General features: G+C 47.9%; 27 protein-coding genes and 1 other annotated feature. Of the genes, 3 read left to right on the top strand and 24 right to left on the bottom strand.

The window, feature by feature from the left end; translation table 11 throughout:
• Nucleotides 1–8: 8 nt before the first annotated feature.
• From MST20_RS13015 to MST20_RS12990, 6 genes are all read right to left on the bottom strand, one after another.
• Nucleotides 9–1,214 (bottom strand): sn-glycerol-1-phosphate dehydrogenase, encoded by a 1,206-nt coding sequence (locus tag MST20_RS13015; RefSeq protein ID WP_243942730.1) that lies wholly within the window; start codon nucleotides 1,212–1,214, stop codon nucleotides 9–11.
• Nucleotides 1,215–1,230: 16 nt separating this feature from the next.
• Nucleotides 1,231–1,917, bottom strand: coding sequence for an L-ribulose-5-phosphate 4-epimerase (gene araD, locus MST20_RS13010; RefSeq protein WP_165427749.1), 687 nt, complete (start codon nucleotides 1,915–1,917; stop codon nucleotides 1,231–1,233).
• A 15-nt stretch (nucleotides 1,918–1,932) separates the two neighbouring features.
• Nucleotides 1,933–3,624 carry a ribulokinase gene (gene araB / locus MST20_RS13005; protein ID WP_243943413.1) on the bottom strand — a complete coding sequence of 564 codons (1,692 nt, stop codon included), beginning with the start codon at nucleotides 3,622–3,624 and terminating at the stop codon, nucleotides 1,933–1,935.
• A 14-nt stretch (nucleotides 3,625–3,638) separates the two neighbouring features.
• Nucleotides 3,639–5,120, bottom strand: coding sequence for an L-arabinose isomerase (araA, locus tag MST20_RS13000; protein ID WP_243942728.1), 1,482 nt, complete (start codon nucleotides 5,118–5,120; stop codon nucleotides 3,639–3,641).
• Between the two features lie 259 nt (nucleotides 5,121–5,379).
• Entirely contained in the window at nucleotides 5,380–6,342 is a 963-nt protein-coding gene (gene abnA, locus MST20_RS12995) for an arabinan endo-1,5-alpha-L-arabinosidase AbnA (RefSeq protein WP_429703038.1), read from the bottom strand.
• Between the two features lie 150 nt (nucleotides 6,343–6,492).
• Nucleotides 6,493–7,578, bottom strand: a complete 1,086-nt coding sequence (locus MST20_RS12990) for a M42 family metallopeptidase (RefSeq protein WP_243942726.1) — start codon at nucleotides 7,576–7,578, stop codon at nucleotides 6,493–6,495.
• A 173-nt stretch (nucleotides 7,579–7,751) separates the two neighbouring features.
• On the opposite strand from MST20_RS12990, the gene MST20_RS12985 reads away from it, so the two are divergent.
• Complete coding sequence (locus MST20_RS12985; protein ID WP_075751980.1) at nucleotides 7,752–8,153, top strand: sigma-w pathway protein ysdB; 402 nt, start codon at nucleotides 7,752–7,754, stop codon at nucleotides 8,151–8,153.
• 15 nt (nucleotides 8,154–8,168) lie between these two features.
• Here MST20_RS12985 and MST20_RS12980 read toward each other — a convergent pair whose 3' ends face one another.
• The 6 genes from MST20_RS12980 to lrgA all read right to left on the bottom strand — a co-directional run bounded on the left by MST20_RS12980 (nucleotide 8,169) and on the right by lrgA (nucleotide 11,140).
• Nucleotides 8,169–8,432, bottom strand: a complete 264-nt coding sequence (locus MST20_RS12980) for a DUF1294 domain-containing protein (protein ID WP_243942724.1) — start codon at nucleotides 8,430–8,432, stop codon at nucleotides 8,169–8,171.
• A gap of 124 nt (nucleotides 8,433–8,556) precedes the next feature.
• Complete coding sequence (gene rplT / locus MST20_RS12975; protein WP_003184266.1) at nucleotides 8,557–8,916, bottom strand: 50S ribosomal protein L20; 360 nt, start codon at nucleotides 8,914–8,916, stop codon at nucleotides 8,557–8,559.
• 32 nt (nucleotides 8,917–8,948) lie between these two features.
• On the bottom strand, nucleotides 8,949–9,149 hold the full coding sequence (gene rpmI / locus MST20_RS12970; RefSeq protein WP_003184267.1) for a 50S ribosomal protein L35: 201 nt from the start codon (nucleotides 9,147–9,149) through the stop codon (nucleotides 8,949–8,951).
• A 17-nt stretch (nucleotides 9,150–9,166) separates the two neighbouring features.
• A complete protein-coding gene (gene infC, locus MST20_RS12965) occupies nucleotides 9,167–9,685 on the bottom strand; it encodes a translation initiation factor IF-3 (RefSeq protein ID WP_243943411.1) in 519 nt (172 codons plus the stop codon).
• A 67-nt stretch (nucleotides 9,686–9,752) separates the two neighbouring features.
• Nucleotides 9,753–9,884: a sequence feature (ribosomal protein L20 leader region), on the bottom strand.
• Between the two features lie 135 nt (nucleotides 9,885–10,019).
• A complete protein-coding gene (gene lrgB, locus MST20_RS12960; protein ID WP_243942722.1) occupies nucleotides 10,020–10,703 on the bottom strand; it encodes an antiholin-like protein LrgB in 684 nt (227 codons plus the stop codon).
• Between the two features lie 23 nt (nucleotides 10,704–10,726).
• Nucleotides 10,727–11,140 (bottom strand): antiholin-like murein hydrolase modulator LrgA, encoded by a 414-nt coding sequence (gene lrgA, locus MST20_RS12955; protein ID WP_243942720.1) that lies wholly within the window; start codon nucleotides 11,138–11,140, stop codon nucleotides 10,727–10,729.
• A 238-nt stretch (nucleotides 11,141–11,378) separates the two neighbouring features.
• On the opposite strand from lrgA, the gene MST20_RS12950 reads away from it, so the two are divergent.
• Entirely contained in the window at nucleotides 11,379–12,929 is a 1,551-nt protein-coding gene (locus MST20_RS12950) for an alkaline phosphatase D family protein (protein ID WP_243942718.1), read from the top strand.
• A 48-nt stretch (nucleotides 12,930–12,977) separates the two neighbouring features.
• Here the strand turns inward: MST20_RS12950 and MST20_RS12945 are convergent, their stop codons facing one another.
• The 3 genes from MST20_RS12945 to MST20_RS12935 all read right to left on the bottom strand — a co-directional run bounded on the left by MST20_RS12945 (nucleotide 12,978) and on the right by MST20_RS12935 (nucleotide 16,061).
• On the bottom strand, nucleotides 12,978–13,700 hold the full coding sequence (locus MST20_RS12945; RefSeq protein WP_243942716.1) for a LytR/AlgR family response regulator transcription factor: 723 nt from the start codon (nucleotides 13,698–13,700) through the stop codon (nucleotides 12,978–12,980).
• On the bottom strand, nucleotides 13,678–15,459 hold the full coding sequence (locus MST20_RS12940; protein WP_243942715.1) for a sensor histidine kinase: 1,782 nt from the start codon (nucleotides 15,457–15,459) through the stop codon (nucleotides 13,678–13,680). The genes MST20_RS12945 and MST20_RS12940 overlap by 23 nt, the downstream gene beginning before the upstream one ends.
• A 374-nt stretch (nucleotides 15,460–15,833) precedes the next feature.
• The gene (locus tag MST20_RS12935; protein ID WP_020452536.1) at nucleotides 15,834–16,061 is read right to left on the bottom strand and encodes a DUF3923 family protein; all 228 of its coding nucleotides are present in this window, start codon (nucleotides 16,059–16,061) and stop codon (nucleotides 15,834–15,836) included.
• A gap of 259 nt (nucleotides 16,062–16,320) precedes the next feature.
• On the opposite strand from MST20_RS12935, the gene MST20_RS12930 reads away from it, so the two are divergent.
• Complete coding sequence (locus MST20_RS12930) at nucleotides 16,321–17,133, top strand: HAD family hydrolase (protein ID WP_243942713.1); 813 nt, start codon at nucleotides 16,321–16,323, stop codon at nucleotides 17,131–17,133.
• A 31-nt stretch (nucleotides 17,134–17,164) separates the two neighbouring features.
• Here MST20_RS12930 and thrS read toward each other — a convergent pair whose 3' ends face one another.
• The 9 genes from thrS to MST20_RS12885 all read right to left on the bottom strand — a co-directional run bounded on the left by thrS (nucleotide 17,165) and on the right by MST20_RS12885 (nucleotide 26,216).
• Nucleotides 17,165–19,096 carry a threonine--tRNA ligase gene (gene thrS / locus MST20_RS12925; protein WP_020452538.1) on the bottom strand — a complete coding sequence of 644 codons (1,932 nt, stop codon included), beginning with the start codon at nucleotides 19,094–19,096 and terminating at the stop codon, nucleotides 17,165–17,167.
• A 343-nt stretch (nucleotides 19,097–19,439) separates the two neighbouring features.
• On the bottom strand, nucleotides 19,440–20,282 hold the full coding sequence (ytxC, locus tag MST20_RS12920; protein WP_243942712.1) for a putative sporulation protein YtxC: 843 nt from the start codon (nucleotides 20,280–20,282) through the stop codon (nucleotides 19,440–19,442).
• Nucleotides 20,283–20,359: 77 nt separating this feature from the next.
• Nucleotides 20,360–20,992, bottom strand: a complete 633-nt coding sequence (locus tag MST20_RS12915; protein ID WP_243942711.1) for a TVP38/TMEM64 family protein — start codon at nucleotides 20,990–20,992, stop codon at nucleotides 20,360–20,362.
• Between the two features lie 38 nt (nucleotides 20,993–21,030).
• Complete coding sequence (dnaI, locus tag MST20_RS12910) at nucleotides 21,031–21,963, bottom strand: primosomal protein DnaI (protein ID WP_243942710.1); 933 nt, start codon at nucleotides 21,961–21,963, stop codon at nucleotides 21,031–21,033.
• A gap of 15 nt (nucleotides 21,964–21,978) precedes the next feature.
• On the bottom strand, nucleotides 21,979–23,403 hold the full coding sequence (dnaB, locus tag MST20_RS12905) for a replicative helicase loading/DNA remodeling protein DnaB (RefSeq protein WP_243942709.1): 1,425 nt from the start codon (nucleotides 23,401–23,403) through the stop codon (nucleotides 21,979–21,981).
• A 116-nt stretch (nucleotides 23,404–23,519) separates the two neighbouring features.
• Nucleotides 23,520–23,978 (bottom strand): transcriptional regulator NrdR, encoded by a 459-nt coding sequence (gene nrdR / locus MST20_RS12900; protein WP_020452543.1) that lies wholly within the window; start codon nucleotides 23,976–23,978, stop codon nucleotides 23,520–23,522.
• Nucleotides 23,979–23,994: 16 nt separating this feature from the next.
• Complete coding sequence (locus tag MST20_RS12895; RefSeq protein ID WP_243942708.1) at nucleotides 23,995–24,387, bottom strand: cytosolic protein; 393 nt, start codon at nucleotides 24,385–24,387, stop codon at nucleotides 23,995–23,997.
• Between the two features lie 184 nt (nucleotides 24,388–24,571).
• Nucleotides 24,572–24,958, bottom strand: a complete 387-nt coding sequence (speD, locus tag MST20_RS12890) for an adenosylmethionine decarboxylase (protein WP_003184296.1) — start codon at nucleotides 24,956–24,958, stop codon at nucleotides 24,572–24,574.
• Nucleotides 24,959–25,193: 235 nt separating this feature from the next.
• Nucleotides 25,194–26,216 carry a glyceraldehyde-3-phosphate dehydrogenase gene (locus tag MST20_RS12885; protein ID WP_243942707.1) on the bottom strand — a complete coding sequence of 341 codons (1,023 nt, stop codon included), beginning with the start codon at nucleotides 26,214–26,216 and terminating at the stop codon, nucleotides 25,194–25,196.
• Nucleotides 26,217–26,394: the final 178 nt, after the last annotated feature.

The raw sequence follows: 26,394 nt of genomic DNA, 5'->3' as shown, positions 1-26,394 counted from the left end.
GAACCTTTTCACATTTTAACCCCTTTCACGCCCGGTCCTTCGCCTAATAGCCCTGGCAAAAGGCCGTATTGATTGATGATTTTCAGTCCCGTATACCGGTCTCTGAGCTGATGGGCGTATGCGAGCGCTTCTCTCACCAGCTCTTCTTCAACATCGAGTTCTTTGAATGATACAGGCCCGCCGATACGCCTCATCCACTCTGCCATTTTTTTACCGTCAGGGAGCTTTTCATAAACGGAGCGAATCGCGTGTTCTGCGTGTTGATCACCCAGGCTTGCACCGATAAGAGATCGGTAAATGTCAGTCAGCATGATGGCGCTGCAGCCGACTTTAGCACCGTGGAGCACTTGCCGTTTATTGTTCTCCAACGCTTTCATTTCAAGGTAGTGGGAAAGATGGTGCTCGCCGCCGGAAGCCGGCCTTGAATGGTCGAGAACCAGCATGACGAGGCCAGAAAGGATCAGCGATTCCATCAATTTCTTAATCCCATCACGCGTCTTGGCGGCGATGTCATCTTTTCGGTCAAGACATTGATCAAGCGCTTCCCTCGTGAGCCGGCTGGCGGCCGGACAATACGGCTCGCCGGCAAGCAAGCGGGAAATTTCCCAATCCGCAAGCGACGTCTCCTTGCCGAGCATATCGCCAAAACCTGCGGCTATCATGTTCTGCGGCGCTTGACACAAGAGCTCCAAATCGGCAAAGAGCGCGATCGGCGCTGTCGTTTGAACCGTCTGTTTCTTTCCTTTTAAAATCAGCGGTGCGCCGGCTGAAGTAAAACCGTCAACCGACGGAGCCGTAGGAACTGAAATAAACGGGATGCCGCGCTGATAGGCGCAAAACCTGACGATGTCGTGAATCGTGCCCGCTCCGGCCGCAATCAGTACATCCGCATCAATCGGTACACCGATCAACGCACTCACCAACGTTTGCTCATCCGCCGTCACATCGCCCGCTTCATTAGCTTCCAGCAGAACATGAACCGTTTCAGCCGTTTCTTCAAGAAGAGCCGCAATCCGCTTGCCGGCTATCCGTCCGGTCGTTTCATCATAAATGACAGCGGCTTTTTTATAGGAAGCCGCTTTCACAAAAGCGGGCAATTCTTGCTCAACAGCATTGCCGCCGATCGCGATTTTTTCGACTGTAAGCGGATGATGAACGGCTCCGCATTCGCATGCACCCAAAGTGTCTTTCACATAAGAGATCAGGTCTTTCATTGACAGCTTCCCTCCTCTATTGGCCGTAATACGCGTCTGCCCCGTGCTTGCGAAAATAGTGCTTATCCTGCAAAGCGCTCTTAATCGGCTCAAGAGACGGATTCAGCATCAGGGAGCGGTACGCCATCTTCGCGACTTCTTCCAAGACGACAGCATTGTGTACGGCAGTCAAGGCGTCTTTCCCCCAGCAAAACGGCCCGTGATTGTTCACGAGAACGCCGGGCATCGCCAGGGGGTCAAGATGCCGGAACGTCTCGGCAATCACTTTTCCTGTATTCAACTCGTATTGACCTCTGATCTCCTCGGGTTCCATTTCTCTTGTACACGGAATGTCACCGTGGTAGTAGTCAGCATGAGTCGTTCCGAGTGACGGAATATCCTTCCCTGACTGCGCCCAGCTTGTCGCCCACGGAGAATGCGTATGGACGATCCCGCCGATCGATTGAAACTGCCGGTAAAGATAGAGGTGTGTCGGCGTATCGGAAGACGGCTTCAAATCCCCTTCTACAATCTCGCCGTCCATATTCAAAACCACTAAATCTTCAGCTTTCAAATCGCTGTATTTGACACCGCTCGGTTTGATGACGACCAGCTCATTCTCCCGGTCAATACCGCTGACATTTCCCCATGTAAAGGTGACAAGCCGGTATTCTTCAAGCTGCAAATTCGCCTTTAATACTCGTTCTTTCAAAGATTCCAGCACAGTTTTCTCCTCCCTCTAAGCCATCGCTTTACCGGTGTCGGAACTAAGGGACTGGATGTTTTTCAATTTTTTAAGGCGTTTCATCACATTGTTTTGCTTTCCGAAGTATGTGTAAAGCTCCTTGTATTCCGCATAAAGCTGATCGTATAAGGAAACGTTTGCAGGAATTGGTTTGTACGTTTGATCCTTGATCTTGCCCATATGTGCGACGGCTTCTTCGATATGGTCGTAACCGCCGTTCACGCTTCCGGCCGCGAGCGCTCCGAATATCGCGGAACCTAAAGCCGGCGCCTGCGGAGATCCGGAAATTTTGATTTCCATGTTGGTGACATCCGCGTAAATCTGCATGATAAACGGATTTTTTTCGGCGATTCCTCCTGCGGCATACAGCTCCTCGATCGGCACGCCGCTTTGTCTGAACGTTTCAATAATGATCCTCGTCCCGTAGGCAGTCGCTTCAACCAATGCACGGTATATCTCTTCAGGCTTAGTGGCAAGCGTCATACCGAGCAGCATGCCCGTCAGATCGGCATCAACGAGTGTTGAACGGTTTCCGTTCCACCAATCCAATGCAAGCAAACCGCTTTCACCGATTTGGAGACGGTCAGCCTTTTGAGAAAGCAGTTCGAAAATGGAAATCCCTTCGGCTTCAGCTTCTTTCATATACGCTTCTGGAACAAAGTGTTGAATCAGCCAATGAAAATGGTCGCCGACGCACGATTGGCCTGCTTCATAGCCGACATAGCCCGGAAGAATCCCGTTTTCAACAACGCCGCACATTCCCGGCACCATTCTGACATCTTCACCGAGCAGCATATGGCAGGTAGACGTTCCCATGATCATCAGCATCTTGCCCGGCTCTGTGATGCCGACCGCAGGAACTGACACATGCGCATCAACATTTGCGACAGCGACTGCCGTACCCGCCAGAAGCCCTGTTTTCCCGGCCATTTCTTCAGTCAGTCCGCCCGCTTTTTCGCCTACAGAATAAATATCCTCCGTTAATTTTTCGCGAACGATATTTTTCAGCTTCGGATGCAGGCTTGCGAAGAAATCGTCGGAAGGATAGCCGCTCCTATTGTTCCAAATCGCTTTATAACCCGCTGTGCAATTGTTGCGCTTTCTGGTTCCGCACAGCATATAGACGATCCAGTCGGCCGCTTCCATCATCTCGGCTGCGGCATCATAAATATCAGGCGCTTCTTCCGCGATTTGCATCACTTTTGGAACGAGCCACTCGGAAGAAATTTTCCCGCCGTATGTTTGAAGAAAAGGTTCATTTCTTTCTTCCGCGATTTGATTCAAGCGATTCGCCTGCTCCTGTGCAGCATGGTGCTTCCAAAGCTTCACATAGCTGTGCGGTTCTGACGCATACTCTTCCCTCATGCAAAGAGGAGTGCCGTTCTCGTCAACGGGCAAAATCGTGCAAGCCGTGAAATCGATTCCGATGCCGATGATTTCTTTCGGATCCGCTTTCGACTGCTTTAAAAGGCTTGGAATCGTTTCCTCCAGCACTTCAATGTAATCAGCCGGATGCTGGAGCGCCCAGTCCCTCGGAAGTTTTTGCTTTGAGACGGGAAGCTCCCGGTCTATCACCCCGTGTGTGTACTCTTTGACAGCTGTCGCGATTTCCTCACCTGTCCGGACATCGACGAGAACAGCGCGTCCTGACAATGTTCCAAAGTCAACTCCGATTGTGTAAGGGATAAGCCTTCACCCCTTTAAAACTTGCGAAGCCGATATGCAGCTTCACTCCATTTAAGTTCATTGCGAAGATTTAAAATCGTCGTATCGCGATTGATCAACACTGCTTCAATTCCCGACATTTCGGCCCAATCGAGCATCTGCTCAGCTGTCAGCTGATACGAAAGGCATGTATGGTGCGCACCGCCAGCCAAAATCCACGCTTCGGCCGATGTTCTCAGAGACGGCTGCGGCTTCCAAAGTACGCGCGCCACCGGAAGATTCGGCATATCATGCGGAACCTTCTCAGCTTCCACTTCATTGATGACAAGCCTGAAACGTCCGCCCAAATCGATGAGGGAGACATTGACCGCAGGGCCTGCAATTCCGTCGAACACGAGCCGCGCCGGATCATCCTTTGCACCCATTGACAGCGGATGGACTTCAATTCTCGGTTTGTGTTCGGCAATCGACGGGCACACTTCAAGCATGTGGGAGCCGAGAATCATTTCATTGCCCGGTTCAAAATGGTACGTGTAATCCTCCATAAATGACGTTTCTTTTCCGCCGGCCATCACTTTCATCATCCTGACGAGTGCAGCCGTTTTCCAATCTCCTTCTCCTCCGAAACCGTAGCCTTCGGCCATCAGCCGCTGAACGGCCAAACCTGGAAGCTGCTTCATACCGTGGAGGTCTTCAAAGGTTGTCGTAAAGGCCGTATAGCCCCCGCTCGAAAGAAAGCGCTTTAATCCAAGCTCGATCCGCGCCTGCTCCTTGACTGATTCCCTTGCCTCTTCGCCTTCCGGCCACTCATAAAGCTCCTCATATTCGGAGATGAGCTCGTTCAGACTTTGTTCTGATACAGCATTGATCTCTGTGACGAGGTCGCCGATTCCATATCCATCGACAGACCAGCCAAGCTGAATCTGCGCTTCAATCTTATCTCCTTCCGTCACCGCCACATTGCGCATGTTGTCCCCAAATCGGGCGACTTTGATATGACGGCTTTCAATATATGCGACCGCTGCGCTCATCCATTTGTCGATCGAGTGTTTGACGTCTCTGTCTTCCCAATACCCGGCGATGACTTTTCGCGGAATGCCCAATCTCGCTCCGATAAAGCCGTATTCGCGGTCGCCGTGTGCGGACTGATTAATATTCATGAAGTCCATGTCGATTCTGTCCCACGGAATGTCCCGGTTAAACTGGGTATGAAAATGGAGCAGCGGCTTATTCAGCTCTGACAGGCCCGGAATCCACATTTTCGCTGGTGAAAACGTATGCATCCAGGTGATGATGCCCGCGCACTCCTCGTCCCGGTTCGCCTCTTCAAACAGTTTTCTGACGCCGTCCAGCGAAGTGGCCACCGCTTTGTACTTGATTTGAAACCTTAAATGCCCGTCATTCAATCCGTTGCAGATCATTTTGGAATGCTCTTCCACCTCTTGTACAGCCTCTTCTCCATATAAATGCTGGCTGCCTGTCACAAACCAAAATACATGCGTCTTTGTCTGAATCAAATAGCTTCCTCCTCTTCTTTATGGTGTCTGTGTAAAGATTAGCAAACTATTAAAACGCTTACAAAAAAACATGGATATACCTCATTCTCAAACTTATCACGACTATATGTACGTACAACTAAACCCAAAAACATATTTGTACGAACAACTTCATTATATCATTTTGAAAAAAACTGTCAATTTAATTTCCAGAATGTTTTTTATTTTATTGACAGATTTCAGAACAAAAAAACCGGGCGGAAAAATCGCCCGTCATCTGTTAATAAGTCGGCCACCCTTGGGAATCCCAGTACAAGTCGTTGATGAGCAGCTTCGATACGCCATTGTCCAGTGCGTCATAAGCGTGTCTGACAAGGATCGAGTTGTTCAGAACATCCTGATGTCCCGGCCCTTTCCAGCGGTCATTGCCGGAATCGAGGATCGTTCCTCCTCCGTTCATCATATTTTTGCCGCTTTTATCATAATAGGGTCCCGTAATGCTCGTTGAACGGCCATACGCTATTTTATATGTGCTGTTCACCCCTTTACAGCAGCTGTCAAACGAGACAAATAAGTAATAGTAGCCGTCTTTGTAGGTAATGTTCGGCGCTTCAACCGCTCCGCCGTTATTCGGCCTCGAGGCGATCGAATACAGGCTTCCCGTCGGCTTCATCGTGTTTTTATCAAGCCTTGTCAGCTTGATGCCGGTCCAAAAGGAACCGAATGAGAGCCATGGATTTCCTTCTTTGTCAATGACCAGATCAGGGTCAATGGCATTAAACTGATTACCGGATGTCGATCTGATGACCAGCCCGTCATCCCGCCATTGGCCGGATGAAATCCGGTCTGTTGATGCGAGTCCTATCGCTGATGTGTTTGAACCGAAAGACGATACCGAGTAATAGAGCCAATACCGGCCGTTATAGTAGCTGATATCCGGCGCCCACTGATGCGGTTCATGATTTGGTACGTACATCTTCCACCAGGACAATGGAGCTGGAAAAATACTCGGGGCAGCACTCCAGTTTCTGCCGTCGGTTGACTTAATGACACGCAGCCCTGTACCGAGCCCGGTTCCAAATGTATACCACGTATTTCCCTCTTTAATGATGGAAGGATCATGGATGAAATTGTCCCCCTTTGTGTCCCAAAACGCAGCCTTGCCTGATTCAGGCATCAAAAAAGCCAGCAGCAGTCCGAACATCAATCCTGTCAAAGACATTCTCCGCAACACATTTTTCATTCAGATCACACTCCTGTTCTTGTAAATGAAAAAACAATGCCTCCCTTTCTTTGTCAATTTTCCGAACAATGTTTATATATGTAAGCGCTGTCTTTTACATTACAAAAAAAGCTGACAGCTTGTAAAATAAGCTGTCAGCCACATCTTTCATCAGTCAAATGTAATTTTTTGAACCGTCTCTTTATCCAATCGTTTAATCACTTCGGTAATTAATTTTACCGCATGTTCATAGTCATCCCGGTGAAGCATGGCCGCGTGCGTATGGATATACCTCGTCGCGATCGTGATCGACAGGGCAGGCACTCCGTTCGCGGTAAGGTGGATCGATCCCGAATCTGTTCCTCCGCCTGAGAGGGCGTCAAATTGATACGGAATGCCGGCTTCATCTGCAACATTCGTGACAAAGTCGCGAAGCCCTTTATGGGACACCATTGAAGCGTCATAAAGGATGATTTGCGGGCCTTTTCCCATTTTGCTTGTCGACTCTTTTTCGGTAATACCCGGCGTATCACCCGCGATTCCCACGTCAACACCGAAAGCGATATCAGGCTTGATCGTATGCGCGGCGGTTTTCGCGCCTCTCAGTCCGACTTCTTCCTGTACGGTTCCGACGCCATAGACGACATTCGGGTGATCCGCTCCTTTCAGATTTTTCAGCACATCGATCGCGATCGCGCAGCCAATACGGTTGTCCCATGCTTTGGCAAGCAGCATTTTTTCATTATTCATCACCGTAAATTCAAAGTAAGGAACGACCTGGTCTCCCGGAAGAACGCCCCACTCCATCGCTTCCTCTCTGTTCGACGCACCGATATCGATAAACATATCTTTAATATCGACCGATTTTTTTCTTGCCTCCTGAGACAGGACATGAGGAGGTTTTGAACCGATGATACCGGTGATGTCGCCTTTCTTCGTCACGACCGTCACACGCTGCGCCAGCATGACCTGGCTCCACCAGCCTCCAACCGTCTGAAAGCGGAGATAACCCCGGTCATCGATCCGCGTAACCATAAAACCGACCTCATCAAGATGGCCGGCAATCATAATCTTCGGTCCGTCAGCCTGTCCGGTCTTTTTAGCGATTAAGCTTCCCAGTCTGTCTGTCGTAACCTCGTCGGCAAACGGTTCTATGTACGATTTCATGACTTGTCTGGGCTCTTTTTCATTTGCCGGAATTCCTTTTGCATCTGTTAATTCCTTTAGCATCGTCAATGTTTCATCAAGCTTTGCCATCTCTATACAGCCTCCTTAATTAACCCTCATTTACTATTATACAGAAACATCCCTTTTCAATACGACCAATATTCTGTACAGCTTTTTTGGTTAAAAAGTGAAACCTTGCGGGAACTGGTTCGTATATATTGGGATATACTCAAAATTACGTTCAAGGGAGGTTCTGTTTTCACATGATTGTCATCATATTGAGACTGGCTTTGCTGGCGCTTTTGGTTTACGTCGTGTACAGGGCCGTTCAATTTTTGGGGAGCCCGGACAGAAGGCTGAAATCAGCACAGGCCAAAGAACACTTTTATTTTTTGGACGAACAGAAAAATGCACGCAAAAATCTTAAGCTGACATTTAAAGGCGTGCTTTTCGAAGGAGAAAAACACATTCCTTCAAAAGACCATCCGCTGTTCATCCATACGATTTTTGTATGGACGGAAGCGCCTGAAGAAAAACTCGGCTCTTTCACGGAAGAAGACTTCGCGGAATTGGAAGAAAACATTAAAGCGCACTATCCCGATTGCAAAATCGACTGGGATTCGAACATTCAAAAGTGGAGAAACAAAAAAGCAGAAGAGCAATAGGCCTCGTCTGCTTTTTTAATTCATCATATAACAATAGGTCAAAACGGCTTGCACGACCAGCAAAAAAGGAATGCCAAGCCTGAAGGAAAGGTGTTTTGTCTTATGTCTGAACCGCATCATCCCGAACCAGACGCCTGCCGATCCGAAAGCGGCTGCAACGAGCCAGATGCGGCGCTCAGATACCCTCCATTGCCCAGTGACCGCTTTTTGCTTGTCTGCTTTCATTAAGAAAAAGCCGTATCCGTTTATCAGGATCGCGTATATCCATATGAGAGTCATATTGTTCATTTCCCCTTGTTTCGCGGTTTGGGGCTTGCAGCGGCCGGCGTCCCGAACCGTTCACATCCCGCGTGAGAAGCTTCTAACAACAAAAGAAAAAGGCCGGGTTCCGGCCTTTTTTCAATTATTTATTCAATTGCGCTTTAGCAGCGTCTGCAAGCTGATTGAATGCGTTCAAATCGTTTACAGCAAGGTCAGCAAGCATTTTGCGGTTTACTTCGATACCTGAAAGCTTAAGACCGTGCATCAAACGGCTGTAAGAAAGACCGTTCATGCGTGCTGCAGCATTGATACGAGTGATCCACAGTTTGCGGAAATCACGCTTTTTCTGACGACGGTCACGGAAAGCGTAGTTTCCTGATTTCATAACCTGCTGGTTAGCTACTTTATATAATGTATGTTTTGAACCAAAATAACCTTTTGCTAATTTGAGAACCTTTTTACGACGTTTGCGTGTAACAGTTCCGCCTTTTACTCTTGGCATTAGATTTCCCTCCTAATTATACCTTTTCCGAATTACTTAATGTTGGCAAGCTGCTGCTTGATGCGTTTGAAATCGCCGGCGCTTACGACTGCGCTTTTGCGAAGCTTGCGCTTTTGTTTTTGAGATTTATTTGCGAACAAGTGACTTGTATATGCATGAGAACGTTTCAGTTTCCCGGAACCTGTCTTTTTAAAACGTTTCGCAGATCCGCGGTGAGTTTTCATTTTTGGCATGGATGTTTCCTCCTTAATTACTTTTCAATTTTAGGCGCGAGCACCAAGAACATGCTGCGGCCGTCCATTTTCGGCTTCGTTTCAACAGTCGCCACTTCCGCGCAGGCTTCTGAGAAACGGTCCAGCACGCGCTGTCCGATTTCTTTATGCGTGATCGCACGGCCTTTAAAGCGGATGGACGCTTTCACTTTGTCCCCTTTTTCCAGGAACTTAATGGCGTTGCGAAGCTTTGTATTGAAGTCGTGTTCTTCAATACCAGGGCTCAGCCGAACTTCTTTTAAGTTAATGATTTTTTGATTTTTGCGTGCTTCCTTTTCCTTCTTCTGCTGCTCGAATCTGTACTTTCCGTAGTCCATGATCCGGCATACAGGCGGTTTTGCATTCGCTGCAACCAACACAAGGTCAAGATTTGCGCGACCCGCAATTTCCAGTGCTTCCTGGCGGGATTTGATCCCAAGCTGATCGCCATTTTGTCCGATCAAACGAACTTCACGCGCACGGATACCCTCATTAACCAATTGATCTTTGCTAATAATGAGCCACCTCCATAGAATCTTTGAATTGATTTCACAACTCATTTTGACTGTTTCTTTGCATTCCACAGGCAAACAAAAAGTGCGGGCATCGAAACACCCACACTGCGAACATTGCATAGAAAATAAGAAATGTACGTTTAACCTGCCAACTACAAGAATGTGTCAATCAGGTGAGAAGCGGGTGCTTCTGCTTGTTGATATATATTCAATTCATTATCCATCTTACATAAACAAATCCTGCAAGTCAAGATATAAAATTTATCACAACATTTGCTATTATATCAGGACACATTTCAAATAGCAATGCTATTTTTTTATTTTTCTTTCACCGGCTCTATCCGCCGATCATTTGGACACATAACGGTACGACAAACACGGTCACGACGCCGACGACGACAACTGCAATACTCGCCATTGCCGCTTCGACTTCCCCCATTTCAATCCCGACGGCGACGCCGAGGGCATGTCCCGATGTTCCGAGTGCCAACCCTTTGGCGATCGGATGCCGCACTTTGAAGATTTTCAAAAAAAGCGCGCCGAGCGCATAGACAATCACTGCGTTAAAGATGACGGCGAAGGCCGTGATATCTTGAATGCCGCCGATCCCTTTTGATAAAGGCAGCGCAATCGCCGTCGTGGCGGCCTGGGGCAGCATGCTTTTCATGACGGCTCCGTCAAGATGGAGCGCGTTTGCGATCAGGTAGACGACAGCAACCGAGCAGACAGAGCCCGCAATAATGGCGCCAAGGATTTGCAGCCAATATTTTTTCAAGCTTTTCGCCTGTTTGTATAAAGGAATGGCAAACGCAATCGTGGCGGGCTCCAAAAAGAACTTAATGATGTCTCCGCCGCTCTTGTAGTCCTCATATGAAAAACCGCCGATTTTTAAAAACGCGATCCCAAGAATCATCGCGACAAACAGAGGCGTGAACAAGAAAAAACCATTTGATTTTTTAAATAAAAAAGTGCCGATGCCAAATGCGGCCAGTGAAACGACGATACCGAAATAAGGTGTCATAGCGTTAATAACCTCCTATTGATTCAAGAAGCTGTTTTTTTAGCTGGTTCAACCCGGGTGTCCTGACGGTCCTTTTTGCCGACAGACAGAATGAACTGTGAAAACAAGCCTGTCGCTGCAAGCAGAATGACGGTGGCCAGGAATATCACAAGGACGATCGGCAATCCGTATTTCTCCATGACGCCGAGCGAATTCATCACTGATATACCCGACGGAACGAATAAAAAGCCGATCAGCGAAGTGAGCGCCGTGCCGAGCGATTCGACTTGTTCCAGCTTCAGCACCTTCGCACACAGCAATGTAAACAACAGCACCAAACCGATGACAGACGGAGGAATCGGGATGGGCAGAACCGCGGCGATTCCGTTTGAAACAAACATCATAACAGCAAAAATAAATGCCTGAGTTAAAAAGCCATATTCTTTTTTATCCTTCATTTCGTTCACCTCTTTGGCTGTGTTGGGTTCATTATAAAAAAAAGACCGGCCAAAAAAGCGTTTTCAAAATAACTTGCCGGATACGGCCCTTCAACTGCAGAAATAGGACGCTGAAATGCAAGTCGCTCTTCCGGCTTTGCAAATTCTTCACAAACATTTAAATTCCAGAATGTGCTAATGAAGCAAAACAGATCGTATAGTGGTTAATGAGAAAACGATTGATGAGGAGGCCTGACCCATGGACCATTCTAGAGGAGGCCGCTTTGTTCCGGCTGGCGAATTCGCATCTTTAGCAAGACGCGGCCTGATGCCTGAAGACGCTTCGATCGCCGCCGGCGCGCCCCGATTTGCAGATTATCCATTCAAACTTGGCGTGGCTTCGGGTGACCCGCATCCCGACGGGGTTGTCATTTGGACGAGGCTTGCCCCAGATCCGCTTGCCGAAGACGGTTTAGGGGGAATGCCCGGCAGAGCCGTCCCTGTTCAGTGGGAAGTAGCTGAAGATGAACATTTTCGCAAAGTGGTGAAGCGCGGGACGGCCTCTGCGCTTACTGAGCTCGCCCACTCCGTTCATGTTGAAGTGCACGGCTTAAAGCCGGGAAGCTATTATTGGTACCGGTTTAAAGCGGGGCGGGAAATCAGCCGGACAGGCCGTACAAAAACAGCGCCTGCCCCGCACGCCGACATCAAGGGAATGTCGTTCGCTCTCGCCTCGTGCCAAGCTTGGTACCACGGATATTTTACAGCTTACCGGCATATGGCCGAAGACCATCCGGACGTTGTTTTTTTCCTCGGAGACTATATTTACGAATATGCCATTAATGCTAAAAATCTTTTCCGCGATGTGACTTTATCCGCTGCCCATAACGCAAAAACCGTCACGCTCAGCCAATACAGACTCAGATATTCTCTTTTTAAGACAGATCCGGACCTCCAGGCCATTCATGCGCTGGCTCCCTGGGTTGTGACGATGGATGACCATGAGGTCGAAAACAATTATGCCGGCATCCATTCGCAATACAACACGTCTCCGGACGATTTTCTCCGGCAGCGCGCAGCGGCGTACCAAGCTTTCTACGAAAATATCCCGATTCGCAGCACATCGATTCCAAATGGGCCTGACATGCTGATGTACAGGCGGTTCCGCTATGGAAACCTGGCTGAATTCAATGTTCTGGACACCCGGCAGTACCGCAATAATTTCCCGGCAAATGAGGCCGAACGGCTTGAGCCGTCACGTTCCATACTCGGATTTGACCAGGAGCGCTGGCTTTTTAACGGCTTGAGCCGGTCTGACACGGTATGGAACTTTTTAGTCCAGCAAGTCGTGCTGGCTCAAATCGACCGCGATACAGGTCCTGGAGTTGAGTACAGCACAGACCAGTGGGATGGTTTTCCCGCTTGCCGCGACAGGCTTTTTTCCGCATACAAGGCATACGGTATCCAAAACCCCGTTGTGCTGACAGGAGATATTCACAGACATGCCACCGCCGACTTAAAGGAGAACTTCGACGATGCGGGTTCAGCGACAATTGGAACCGAGCTGATCACAACTTCGATCTCTTCAGACGCTGACGGCAGCGAGACCGATTCATTGGCGCCGATCTGGCTCGGAAACCCGCATGTCAAACTGTACAATGCGCAGCGCGGCTATGTTCGCTGCCGCTTGACGCCCCGGCAGCTCGAAGCCGACTTTCAGGTTCTTCCTTATATCACACGGCCCGGCGCCCCAGTCTCAACTTATGCCATGTTCGCCGTTGAAGCGGGACGGCCCGGGCTCCAGCGCTAAAAAACGGCGGTGAATGACGAATTCAGTCTTTCACCGCCGCTTATCATTTCACACCATATGCAGCCGTTTTTTCAGCTCTTTCGCGTATGTGCGGCTGACAGGAATCGTGGAGCCGTCTTTCATCAGGAGGTTGTATGTCGAATTGAACCAAGGTTTGACTTCTTTAATATGATCCATATTTGCGAGAAAGCTTCTATGCACCCTGATCAACGCCGTCTGTGAAAGCTTTTGTTCGAGAACGACTAATGTATCGTGAACCGTATATGCCTGATCAAAGGTTTTCACTGTGACGTGTCCGTCTTCTAACCCGGCGTATACGATTTCGTCCGGATCGAGAATGACGATCGCTTCGTCAATGCTGAGAGCCAGTCTGTGGCGGCCCGCAAGCCGCTGCTCCTCCTGATGGCCGGGGCGCATCCTTTTATATTTTTGGATCGTCTGTCTGATTCGCTCCTCATCAAACGGCTTTGTCAAATAATCGACCGCATCTACTTCAAATGCTTTCAGCGCATATTCATCATAAGCGGTCGCAAAAACGACAGCCGGAGGCGCCGACATTTTTTTCAGCCGCTTCGCAATGTCAAAACCGTTCTCCCCAGACAAATCGATGTCCAAGAAAAGAATATCGGGTTTGTGATCCGCCATTTTGTCAAACGCTTCTTCGATATGTTCAGCCTCATCGACCGCATCCACTTCTTCGGTCTGCTCTAATAAATATCTCAGCTCGTCTCGCGCAAACATTTCATCATCAACGATTAATACTTTGAGCATCTCTGTTCCCCTCTCTTTCGGTTTGAAAAGGAATCTTAAAGGATATCTCTGTTCCTTGATCATGTTCACTGGCAAGCTGCAGGGCAGCCTGGTGCCCGAACAAACCGGTGAGCCGCTGATTCACATTGTAAAGCGCCGTCCCATTCCCTTCCTTTGAAGGTGCGGGCGCCTGTCCCAGCTGTCCAAGCAGCTCCGGATCAATTCCCCTGCCGTTGTCTGACACCTTCATCAAAACGCCGTCCTGCTCTCTCACAGCGCATACTTTTACCGTGCACACCTTTTGTTTTCTCGGGAATGCATGGCGAAGCGCGTTTTCAACGAGCAGCTGCAATATAAATGGAGGAATTTCCATGCTTTCAAGACCGTCCTCGATATGAAAATCAATATGATACTTGCCAGGGAACCGGGCCTGCTCCAATGATAAATAGGCTTCCAAGTGATTCAGCTCTTTTGAGAGCGGAATCATCAGCTGCCTGGCTCCCTGCAGATTTGAACGAAAATAAACGCTCAGCTGCAGGAGGAGTTTCCGCGTTTTTTCCGGATCTGTCCTGCACAGAGCAGAAATCGTATGGATGGCATTAAATAAAAAGTGCGGATTGACTTGCGCTTGAAGCGCCTTGATTTCGGCATCTTTCAAAAGCTTGCTTTGCAGCTCTGCTTCACCGAGTTCTAGCTGAGTGGAAAAAAGCATGGCAAGCCCTTCGGCGAGCTCTTCCGTCACGCGGTTAAGACCGGACGGGTGCTTAAAGTACAGCTTCAGCGTGCCAATCGTTTCGCGGTTGGAGAAGAGCGGCAGTACGATCGCCGCCTGCAGCGGACAGGAACGGTGCGCACACTCGATTTCATCGCGCGACTTCACTTTCATGACCTTTCCGGTTTGAATGACTTTTTTCGATAAACCGGTGATCAGATTTTTTGAAGGAATATGATGATCGGCTCCATCTCCGACATGAGCGAGAATGTTCTCTCTGTCCGTAATCGATACGGCATCCGTCCCCGTCATCCGATGAATAATGAGAGCTGCGCTTTTGCAGGAATCCTCATTCAGTCCCCGGCGGAAAAAAGGAAGCGTCTGATCCGCTATCGAAAACACCTTATGGGTCTGAACGGCCCGCGCCTGTTCCTCTTTGCGGATAATAGACTGAATGATCGATAGAAAGATAAAGCTGCCCGTCCCGTTGACAATCATCATCGGAATGCCAATCATCTGAACGAGCGCAAGAGCCTCAGCCTGCGGTTTTGCAAGCACGAGAATCATCAGCATCTGCAGACCCTCCATACAAATACCCGCCAGAGCGGCTACCCTTGGTGTCACCATCTGATGCCGTTTCCTGAAAAAGCTGCCGATATAACCCGCGATGACGCCAGCCAGCAGTGAAAAAACCGCACAGCTTAAAGCCGTCGTCCCTCCCAGTGAAAAACGGTGAATGCCTGACAATAGCCCGACACCCGCTCCGACAAACGGCCCTCCGATCAGGCCGCCGATTTCGACACCGAGAATTCTCGTATTGGCAATCGAGCTTGACGGATCGATCGCAAAAATCCAATCATTGTTCAAAATCTTGTGTTCTCGGATTTCAATGCCCGTATAGTTGCTGATGATGCTGAACAGGGAAAAAATGAAGATGAGAACCCCTTTTCCCTTATACCCTTCCGGATGCTGAAGGTGCTGACGGAACACCTTCATATGGGCCAACATAAAGCCCAGGATGACGATGATCCCCACTCTCTCCAGCATCATGATCATGAGTTGAATCATGTACTTCCCCTTGCTTTCTTTCTGAATCGGAATTTGCTCTTATTCTATCATACCTCTCTTTATTCACACTTTGACACGGCATGCTTAAAAGGCAGCAATTGTTTGCTGCCTTAGATTGTTGACAAAATCCCAAAACTGCTCTGGATTTTGGGATTTTGTCATCCTTTCAGCGTGACCCGCAACCCTTGCAGTCTAGGATGGCCGAGCATCGGAGCGGACTTTCACAGGATGTGATGACGGCGGCGTTCAGGCAGGACGCCTGGTCGGTTAGCCGCCGGTCCTTCTCCTATTCGCGAGCACCGACGCGCAGGCCTGACAACGAATGCGAGGGTTTGTCAACACACTGAAGGCAGCAATTGTTTGCTGCCGTTTCCTTATTTGCTGCTACCCGTTTTCAAATTAACAATCAGCCACACCACTTGAATAATGAATGGAAATATAAATGCAATCAATAAAACGATAAAAGCTATTAATTTAAGCTCAGGCGTTTGAGTAACACCGGCGCCATCAACATCTCTCAGCCACACGAGAGCCGTCCCCATTACAAAAACGGCCATCCAAAATATGTTGCAAATCCACCAAAATATCCAGCGTTTTTTCACAAAACCATTCCTTCCATTTCTACATTGTATCCGCTTCTTCCGTCTGCATATGAGCCCGTTATCATGACCATAAGATGCATCTTAAAAATCCCCTGCATTTCCAAACAATAGAAACCCGTTTCATTCTATCATATTGGAGAAGCTTTCACACTTTGACACTGCATGACATCACATTCTTAAATTCATTTCTTTCACATCCCTTTGATCTATTGTAAAATAAATGAGAGAATTCTATAAATTAATGGCAGAGGAGAAGATCATGAAAGCCGTATTTTTTGATTTAGACGATACATTGCTCTGGGATGAAAAAAGCGTCAGCACAGCATTTTCAAAAACGTGTCTTAAAGCTGAAGAAAAATACGGAATCCATGCGGAAGAATTTGAAGCAGCCGTCCGCGAAGCAGCGCGAAAGCTTTACACGTCTTATGAAACATATCCATACACCGTCATGATCGGCATCAACCCATTTGAAGGCCTGTGGTCAAACTTCAGCGAGCCGATCAGCGAAGGGTTTCAAAAACTGAACAAAATTGTTCCTGAATACAGAAAAAGCGCATGGACAAACGGATTGAAGGCGTTTGACATCGACGATCCCGCCTTCGGGGAAGAACTCGGCGAATATTTCGCCGCAGTGCGCCGAAAGAGCCCTTTCGTCTATGAAGAAACATTTGCCGTTTTAGATGAACTGAAAGGAAAAGTAGAGCTTCTTTTGCTGACAAACGGCGATCCGAGCCTGCAGAAAGAAAAATTGGCAGGTGTACCGGAACTTGCTCCTTATTTTAATGAAATCGTCATTTCCGGTGAATTCGGAAAAGGAAAGCCTGATCCAAGCATATTTGAACACTGCCTCAGTCTCCTCGGTATGACAAAGGATGATGCCGTGATGGTCGGAGACAACTTGAACACCGACATTCTCGGGGCTTCCAGAGCAGGCATTCAAACCGTCTGGGTCAACCGCAAAGGCAAAAAGAATGAAACTGACCTTACACCTGATCACGAAATCAGCCATTTGAGCGAACTGTTCGATATCCTCCGCGGAAAAACAGCGGACAAGCTAAGCAAAAAAGCATGACTCCCGAGCGGGAATCATGCTTTTTTCTCGTTTATTTCTTTGCTTCTGCAACAGCTTTTTTAATGAAGTCTGCAAACGCAACCGTTTCTGATTTTTGCTCTCCGTATTTGCGGACGTTGACGGCTTCGTTTTCAACTTCCTGGTCGCCGACGACAAGCATGTACGGGATTTTTTGCATCTGCGCTTCACGGATTTTATAGCCGATTTTCTCGTCGCGGATATCGACTTCAACGCGAAGCCCTTCACGCTGCAGGCGCTCCTGGACTTTTTTGGCGTAGTCAAGATGCACGGACGGCGATACAGGGATGACCTGGAACTGAACAGGGGCAAGCCATGTCGGCAATGCGCCTTTATGCTCCTCAATTAAGAAAGCGACAAAACGTTCCATTGTGGAAACGACACCTCTGTGAATGACGACCGGACGATGAGGTTTTCCGTCTTCTCCGACATATGTCAGATCAAATTTTTCAGGAAGAAGGAAGTCCAGCTGTACAGTTGACAGTGTTTCCTCTTTGCCGATTGCTGTTTTGACCTGAACGTCAAGCTTCGGTCCGTAGAACGCCGCTTCCCCTTCGGCTTCGTAATAATCGTGGCCGATCTCGTCCATCGCTTCCTTCAGCATCGATTGCGCTCTGTTCCACATTTCATCGTCGTCGTAATATTTCTCTGTATCTTCAGGGTCGCGGTAAGACAGGCGGAATGAGTACTGTTCAAGGCCAAAGTCTTCATACACTTCCTGAATCAGGCGGACAGTGCGGATAAATTCTTCTTTAATTTGATCCGGACGGACGAAAATGTGTGCGTCATTCAAAGTCATCCCGCGAACACGCTGCAAACCTGAGAGAGCGCCTGACATTTCGTAGCGGTGCATCGTTCCGAGCTCTGCGATCCGGATCGGCAGTTCACGGTAGCTGTGAATGTCGTTTTTATAAATCATCATATGGTGCGGACAGTTCATCGGACGAAGCGTCAATGTTTCATTGTCCATTTCAATCGGAGGGAACATTGTGTCTTGATAATGATCCCAATGCCCTGACGTTTCGTAAAGTTCTTTGCTGCCGAGGACAGGTGTATACACGTGTTCATAGCCGAGCGCAAGCTCTTTGTCAACGATATAGCGCTCGATGACGCGTCTGATGGTCGCACCCTTTGGCAGCCAAAGCGGCAGCCCTTGCCCTACCTTTTGCGAAATCGCAAACAGCTTCAGTTCTTTGCCGAGCTTTCTGTGGTCGCGTTCTTTTGCTTCCTCAAGAAGGCGAAGATGCTCATCAAGCTCCGCTTTTTTGAAGAAAGCCGTACCGTAAATGCGCTGGAGCATCTTGTTGTTGCTGTCTCCGCGCCAGTATGCCCCCGCAAGGCTCAGCAGCTTGAACTCCTTAATTTTCCCTGTCGAAGGAACGTGAACACCGCGGCACAGATCGAAGAATTCGCCCTGCTCATAGATCGATACCGTTTCGCCTTCCGGAATCGCATCAAGCAGTTCCAATTTCAAATCATCGCCGATTTCGGCAAACCGGGCTCTGGCTTCCTCACGGCTGACTTCTTTTCTTACGATCGGCAGATTTTCGCCGACGATTTTTTTCATTTCCTTTTCAATCTTCGGAAGGTCTTCCGGAGTCAGCGCTTCTTCCATATCCACATCATAGTAGAAGCCGTTTTCGATGACCGGACCCACGCCGAGCTTCACGTTTTTATACAGCCGCTTGATCGCCTGGGCCATTAAGTGTGCAGTACTGTGGCGCATGATTTCCAGCGCTTCTTCGCTGCCTTCTGTAATGATTTCGATGGCGCCGTCCTCAAGGATCGGTGCGCGCAGATCGATTTCTTTGCCGTTTAATTTCCCCGCTATTGATTTTTTCTTTAAGCCGGGACTGATTGATGCCGCGATATCTTCTGTTGTCGTCGTTTTTGCAAACTCCTTAACCGCTCCGTCAGGAAATTTGATTTTTACCATATCTGACATCCTAGTCACTCCTTTTTTTTACAAAATAAAAAATCCCCGTCCCCCTATGAAAGGGACGAGGATTAATAAACGGAATTCGTGGTTCCACCCTTTTTCCCGAAAACGCAAAAAATCCGTCGCGCTCTCGGCTTTCGGTTCTGTAACGGGAAGTCCCGTCAGTCATTACTAGACACATTGCCGTTCACAACTGATGTTCAAAGGCGGTAAAAAAATGCTCCTTGGCTTAAGAGACTTTCAGCCGTGGTCTCCTTCTCTGTCAAACCGGTGTTCATCTTTTCATGTCCTTATCGATACATGATATCTTTAAGTTTACATCGTATTATAAATCGTTTTTCACACAAAATCAAGAATGCTCTTCCAAAATGTTTTCCCGCGGATGAAAGGCGTCAAGCGAAAGAATCCGTACGCGCTCCTGAAAAATATTTTGTATGGTCTGAACCATGGCGTGTTCCCGGTCTTCTGTATAGAGGTCTATTTTTTCCGGCGCAATCGATACGAGTGGAGCCAGGAGATGGGAATCAATATACATCGGGTGTTCTCTTACGAACCGCCTGTCTATGTATTTTTTTTGTTCCCGTTCAGAAATATACTTTAATTCCCACAATACAAAATAACCGTCGTGCACAATGTGGACATGGTCAAGCATCGGCTCTTTCGACATGACGTAGTCTCTCAGTGATTGAATGAATGTCTGATATTCCTGCTCCATTTTATACTCGTCGATCGCCGCCTCCACATAAGACCTGAGGCGTTCATAATACCTCCCGAGGCGAAATGTCATAAAGGACCGAATGGAAAAGACGTTTTCCTCAAGACAGATCGTTTGGAGCTCCTGAATAATGTAATGTTCGCGAGGGGTGTCGTCCTTGTTGAGAGGAAGCCCTTCAAGTTCGCCCTCCATAATGCTGTGGGCCAGTTGAAGAATCTGCTGCTGTTCATCCCGGTCCAAAAAGTAATAATCGCCTTCAATAACCGAAAGCATGTATTCGTCTTCTTTGCATTCTGTAAAAAATCTCGTCAGAACCGGCTCAATATAGGCCTGAATACTGACAGAGGAATGGGTCTTTTCAATTCCAATCTTCCCTGGCGCTTCGTAAATCTTGATATGCCGGTTCGCATCCGCATTGCGAAGGAGATGCAAAAACGCGGCTGTATCATAATCATCTTCAAATGTAATTTCAAGCATGTTTGTCCCCCCTAACAACATCTGATACATGTATATGGGGGTGACAAATAAAATAGACGTAAAAAAAGGATGAGCCCTTAATCGAGGAGCGCCTGCACTTTTTTTCTGAACAAAAGAGGCACTGTAATGAATATCAAGTAAATTGCCGCTGTAGCTGCAATCGCTATGATGTCTCCGGTCAAGAGGCTTGACCCGAGCACGTTTAAAATAACGGTGCCCGGAATGATGCCCGCAGCCGTCGCCAGGACAAACGACAGGGGCTTCACTTTGGAAACGCCTGCCGCATAGCTGACCGCGTCAAAATGAATCGGCGCGAGCCTCAAGAGCAGAATGCAGAAAAAGCCGTTTTTCCGCAAAAGCGTCCGCAGGCTGTCAAGCTTCAGCGGCATGTGCTGAAAGTTTCCGCCGAGCCTGTATGCAACAGCGAATGACAAAAATGCACCGCCTGCCGCCCCGATAAAAGAATACAAAGAGCCAAACAGCGGACCGAATGCGAGGCCGCCGCTGACGGCGAAAACGGAAGCAGGAAGCAGCAAAAACGGCCGGATCATCAATAATCCGATATAGATCAGCGGGGCGAAAATCCCGAAGGATAAGACGCCTTCTCTTATATGAGCGGGGCTCAGATTCAGGTATTTCGCATTCACCCATAGTCCGGCCGCCGCGATTACAGCGATAACCGTCCATTTGGCCAAGGTTCTTTTTCGCATCTTCTTCATCTCCGTGATTGAAGCTCGGGGTCATGTGATTACTGACGCCGGTTTTTCCCGTCCAGCCGGACAGGCGTCGCTAAATACAGCACCCTCTCCATCAGCCTTGCCGCTTTCACCTCTTCTTTTTCGCCCCTTTGCGAATAGGTGAAATGGTGTTTCAGTTCATTGGGGTCAAAGTTTGAAGAGAAAAACGTCGGCAGCTGATGAGACATTCTGTGCTGAAGGATGGCGCCGAGTACCTCATCCCTCACCCAGCTTGACATGGACTCCGCACCGATATCATCGAGCATCAGAATCGGTGTAGACTTGACCATCTCAAGCTTTTCCTCAAGCGACTGATCGTGTATCGCATTTTTCAGTTCCCTGACAAATTCAGGGACATAGACGAGAATGGATGGATGGTCCTTTGCCGCAAGCTCGTTGGCGATGGCGGCCAGCATAAAGGTTTTTCCGACCCCGAACTTCCCGTAGACGTAGATGCCTTTTCCCTTTCCCGTTTCGCTATAGTCATGCAAGAAGCCCGTCACAAGCTGAAGGACCTTTAATCTGCTCGGGTCATCTCCGTCAATATCGGCAAACGTAGCATTCAAGAGATCCTGTTGAATATAGATGCTTTTAATCAGCGACCGCTGTCTTTCCCTCTCGTCCGCTGCCTTTTTTTCCGGACACCTGTCATATTGAACATCGATCGTCTTTCCGTTCATCACAAGCTTTGGATGATAACCTTGAATCAGGTTTTTGCATTCTTTCAGACTCGGGCAGTCTTGGCATGCTTTGCTTTGCTGTGTAAATTCATAAAGCTTGTTTAGGCTTCTGTCGATCATTCCTTGATCCACTTCTGCCTGACGGCTGTTTAAAAACTCCTGAACATCCTTGTCAGAGAGCACTTTTTCTTTCATATCTTCAAGGCGTTTTTGAAAATCGGGTCTCGTCGTCACGCCTTGCAAAGCGCGTTTAATCGGCTCCATCATCTTCACCTCACATTAAAGAGCGGAATGGTTTTTCAGTTTTTTTATTTCTTCGAGCAGCTTCTGTTTCTGCTGGTCAAAGCCTTCTCTGGCTGCGGAACCGGCCGGCTCTGTTTCCGGCGGTTTGCTGTCGGCTTCGTCACTTTCCCGAAGCCAGTCAGGCAGCTTTTCTTCCCTGATGACTTTCTTGTTCCGGGAAGGGTTTTTCTTCCCTTCCGCCCATTCAAGGTATTGGCGGTTTTCTTCTTTCGCAAGCTTCATGGCCTCTCTAACCGTGCGAACGTTTTTTCTGGCCCAGTGAGAAGCGATTTTTTGGGTGTAATTTTTCGAAAGCTTCATATCGGTTTTCAGCATGACATAATAAATCAGAACATTGATGACGCCGGGCTCTAATTTTTGGTCAAGCATAATTTCTTCTATAATTTTCAGATCGGCTTTGGATGGTTCCGCTCCGCCGCCGATATCCTGCAGCAGCTTTTTTGGCGATACCTGCTCAAGCAAAGCGATCAAATTGTCTTCCTTGGCGTTCGTTGACGACTGGTGATTCGGCTGTTCGCGGAGATTCATCGGCTGCACTTTGTCGACGAGTTCCGGAAGCGGGCCGCTGCGCTCGATTTGATACCAGTCGCTCGCCGCTTTTCTGAGCGCTTCTGTCGTGATCGTATCGTGCTCGTCAACGGCTGACATGACGACGTTTTGCATCTGAAGCGGTTCGATCCCGTAAAGAAAGGCGAGCTTTTTAATCGTTTCCTTCACTTGGTCTGTCAGCGCTTTTCTCGGGATCAGCGTGTCGGATAGACCGGCGAGAAACAGTTGAAAGTCAAAGGCGTCGTCTGTGACTGCCGCCGGTTTGCCATTCCCTTCTTTCATCCATTCACGATCTTCGCGAAGCTCCATCGCTTCGATCATATCGTCAGACATCTTCCATTCGCTCGGCTGGACAGATGCAAAAACGTCGTTGAAAGAACGGGTGATATCCCGTGCTTCTTCGGGAACAGACGGGTGGGAAAAGTATTCTTTCAGCTGCTGAAACCTCGCTTTTCCGACGCGGTTGTACAAGAAGACATTCAGCATGCCGTCCTGAAAGAACTCATCCGGTCTGAGCGGCGGAATCAATTCATATATAAACAAACGTTCGTCTTCCGTTTCTTTTATAAAAGTTTTCAACAGTCCGATTCCCTCAAGCTTTTCCTTTTCTGAGTGAATCGTCTTCAGGTTGGTCTGCATCGCCGCCATCAGCTGTCTGTGAGTCGAGCTTTTCCCCCAGACTCTGTTTTGCTCCAGCTCTCCCCACAGCGTGAGAAACAAGCTGAAGGAAAAAGAACCGATCAGAGGCTGATACAATAGCGTGACAATTTGCCGGTCCAAGTCCTGCAGCAATCCGCAGCTTTTGACAACGTACGGATCGACAGGAAGCAAATTTTTCCAATAATTACTCATATTTTTTGTCAACCTTCCACTTTGTTTCTTGTCCTCATTTTACACCTTTTTCAGGCCTTCATGTCACACGACCGTGGTTTTATCATGAGAAAAGAGCTGGATTAATTTACAGCTCTTTACCGTTCTTTCTTTATTAAATCTTTCAGCTCGTCGATAAATACGTTAATATCTTTAAATTGGCGGTATACTGAAGCAAACCGGACATATGCGACTTCGTCGATTTTCGCAAGCCGGTCCATCACCATTTCTCCGATCATGTCGCTTTTCACTTCAGCAACGCCTTGATTTCTAAGCTCTTTTTCAATTTCAAAGCAAATATCCTCTAGCTGCTTTAAGGCGACAGGGCGTTTTTCGCACGCTTTGATCAAACCGCGGAGCATCTTCTCGCGGCTGAATTCTTCCCGGATTCCTTCTTTTTTTACGACGATGAGCGGAATTTCTTCCACTTTTTCAAATGTAGTAAATCGATAGTTGCATGATTCGCATTCGCGTCTTCTGCGAATCGATCTGCCTTCGTCAACGGGACGGGAGTCCAAAACCCTCGTCCCGTTATGCTGACATGCTGGACATTTCATTTTTTCAGCTCCCTATTCAATTGTTTGAATGTACAGATTTCTGCAGCTTTCCGTCCAGTTCGCTGTATAGCGTCGAGACAAGCCCGCGGCTGTAGCCAAAATCGGTCGGCAAAAACGTTTCCGTTGACACATTAAAATCCACCGCTGTATCAAAAGGGCGAATCGAAACGACTGTCGCCACCACAAAAGCTTTTCTCGTTTTTTTCACCTCGGCGCTGATTTCTCCTCTTTCTTTCGACACCGATGTCACCTTGCAGCCGTCAAGCCCTTCCAGCACTTCCTTTACAGCATTGAGCGCTTCTTTTGACGCCGCTTTATAATAACGGCTCTTCAGCTCGTCCGAAGGATGACGGTCAGACGTTTCGGCGTGTGTAGAAAAAAACCGGTGAATGTTTTGAAAAAGACTCATATCCCCTGTCCCCTTTGTCTTTCTTCTCTATATTTTATTAAAAAAATGGTTGATTTCCAAGGGAAAACAAATTAGGGCAGAGAATGCCGGGGAGAATATGTTTCGGGGATTGTCGCGAGAGGAAAGAAAAAGGAGCGGATTTTAAAAGCGGTGTCCGCTTTTTTATCCAGCTCCTCTATCGGCATTAAAGTGCCTGTGCTTTGGCTTTGGCCTGTTTCACCTGAACAGGTCCCATGCCTCTCGGTATTTCAATGTTCTCTCTTGTTTCCGCTCTTAATTCTTCTGCGATATAATCGGCAGCTACGTTCGGATCTAAATCTCCGCAAGTATAAACATCAATGCTGGCATATCCGTGTTCAGGAAAACTGTGAATGGTCAAGTGAGATTCAGAAATAATCACGACCCCGCTTACACCTTGAGGTGCAAACTTATGAAAGGCTACCTCACGTACCTCAGCACCTGACTTCAGTGCCGCATTTACAAACGTTTTTTCAATAAAATCCATGTCATTCAGCTTATCAAAATCGCATCCCCAAAGTTCGGAGATAACGTGACGCCCCATTGTTTCCATAGCATGGACCCCCCTTAACAAGAATTAAAAAAGTGAATTTCCAAGCAACTGAACCGGTCATTTACCACGGGGGAAAGTTAGTCCGGAGAGGTCCTAACCCTTTAAGTAATGCCGAAGCGCTCACGAACTAGAAGTTCACGAAAAATAGTATACTTTGTTTGAATATTTTTTGCAAGGCGGTTTTATCATTTGATGGTTAAGGGGTATTGATTTTTTATCCGTCCATGCTCTTATTTTATACAGCCGAAGGGTGTTTCATTCTTGAAGCCACGTATCTGATCAAATCGACAACCCTGCATGAATATCCCCATTCGTTGTCATACCATGCGAGCACTTTCACCTTTCTGTTTTCAAGCACCATTGTTGAAAGGCTGTCAATCACGGCCGAGTATGGATTCGTATTAAAATCGGATGAGACAAGCGGTTCATCGCATACATCAAGGATGCCGGACATGGAGCCTGCCGCCGCCATTCGGAACGCCTCATTAATATCCTCTGCCGTCACATCGCTTTTTAAATCAGCCACAAGGTCAACGAGTGACACATTTGAGACGGGAACGCGCAGGGCCAGGCCGTGCATTCTTCCTTTTAAATGAGGCATGACAAGTGACAGCGCTTTCGCGGCGCCTGTCGTTGTCGGAATGATCGAAGACCCGCAGGCGCGCGCCCTTCTCAAGTCTTTGTGCGGATTATCAATATTTTTTTGATCATTTGTAAATGCGTGAACGGTGGTCACCAGACCGTTTTCAATGCCAAATGCATCATCAAGCACTTTTGCGACAGGAGCGAGACAATTCGTCGTACAGGAAGCGTTTGAAATAATCGTATGATGCTCCGCATCAAATTCGCGTTCGTTGACGCCCATCACGATTGTGATGTCTTCATTTTTCCCCGGCGCTGTCAAAATAACTTTTTTCGCGCCGGCTTCAATATGAGCATCCGCTTTTTCTTTTGAGTTGAATTTCCCCGTCGCTTCCACGACGATGTCGATCCCGTATTGCGCCCACGGAAGAAGCTTAGGGTCCCTCTGATTGGTCAGCATGACCTTTTTACCGTTAACGAACAGGCAATCGTCTCCAGCGTTTACATCAAGCTCATATCGGCCGTGATTTGTGTCATACTTTATTAAATGAGCGAGCGTTTCCGGAGGGTAGCTCGCATTGATCACCGCAATGTCAATCTGTTCATCAAGCATCGCTTTTCTAAACACCATTCTGCCGATCCGGCCGAATCCGTTTATCGCAACTTTCACTTTCATCAAATATGCACCCCTTATTTTATGTCATTCCACATCATGATTTATTCAAAATAAGTATAACACATTATTTTTAATTAGCCATACCATTTGTTTCTTTTACAGCAAATTTACGCATTTTTTGCGAAACAGTGAACAAAGGACTAGAAAAAAACGGCATTAAAGCATATATTTCAAATCC

This window comes from Bacillus sp. B19-2 (genome assembly GCF_022832475.1).
GTDB classification, from domain to species: Bacteria; Bacillota; Bacilli; order Bacillales; family Bacillaceae; genus Bacillus; species Bacillus paralicheniformis.
The sequence above is the reverse complement of the archived record's forward strand: the minus strand, read 5'-3'. Positions and strand labels throughout refer to the sequence as shown.